The organism is Sulfolobus sp. B1, from assembly GCF_007050195.1.
Lineage (GTDB): Archaea > Thermoproteota > Thermoprotei_A > Sulfolobales > Sulfolobaceae > Saccharolobus.
In genome coordinates this window covers 1-957 of record NZ_QIMI01000291.1, presented here as the reverse complement: position 1 = coordinate 957, position 957 = coordinate 1, and the positions used below count along the sequence as shown (strand labels likewise).

The following is a 957-nucleotide window of genomic DNA, read 5'->3' as shown; positions in this document are numbered from 1 at the left end:
ACAACGGGTACTGATATCGTAGTAATATGGTTGAAGTAATTCAAGGTAGCTGGTATATAATAAACTCCAGGGGTAGCATTGGGGAATACACTAACAGTAACAGTTCCGTAATTCTCCTCTCCCGCTGGTATTATACCTACTTGAGCTGTAGTCTGATGGAATATTAAGGGATATTCTATGGGCTGGAAGGTTAAAGTAGCATTCAGAATATTTACATCTCCAGTGTTTCTTAAAACAACAGTTAGAGGTACTTGGCTCTCTCCTGGAGATACAGTAATAGGTGAGCTTATACTACCCCACAGAGATTGCGCTTGTATTGTAATATATCCCAGTATTTGAACGGTAGCCATCACGGTTTCTTTGTATCCGTTGTATATTTGTACTGTTATTGGTATGTAGTATACTCCTGGTGTTGCGTTTGAGTATACGTTTGCTATTACTGTTGCGTAGTTGTAACTTCCTGCTGGGACGAAGCCTACTGTTGCGTTGTTTTGTAGGAATTGTATTGGGTAGTGTGATTGTAGCATAAGCGTTACATTAGATAACAAATTCTCACCAAGATTCTTAACAACTAAAGTTAAAGGTACGTTATTTTCACCCGGTGCAACAACTTCTGGATTGGACAATGAGCCCCATATGCCCTCTAGCGAAATCTCATTGTTAGACTGTATGTAAATAGGCACTTTAATTATTTGTTTTACTCCATTATAATATACTATTTTCAAGTGAATATAATACACTCCAGTAGTGCTTATGTTAGGATACACGTTAGCTAGTACCGTTACTGGTATCGGCTGTCCTACTGGTATATTTCCTACGCTAACATTACTTTGTAAAAACTCAACTGGATATTGTGATTGTAATATCAGTGTAGCATTTGTCACTGTAGCTATCCCCGTATCTTGTAGTATTATTGTTAGTGGTACGTTATTTTCTCCTGGTCCTACTACCATTGGA

General features: G+C 38.0%; 1 pseudogene. It reads right to left on the bottom strand.

Annotated elements, in window-relative coordinates:
* A pseudogene (locus DMP16_RS10245) lies at positions 1-957 on the bottom strand (hypothetical protein); the annotation flags it as partial.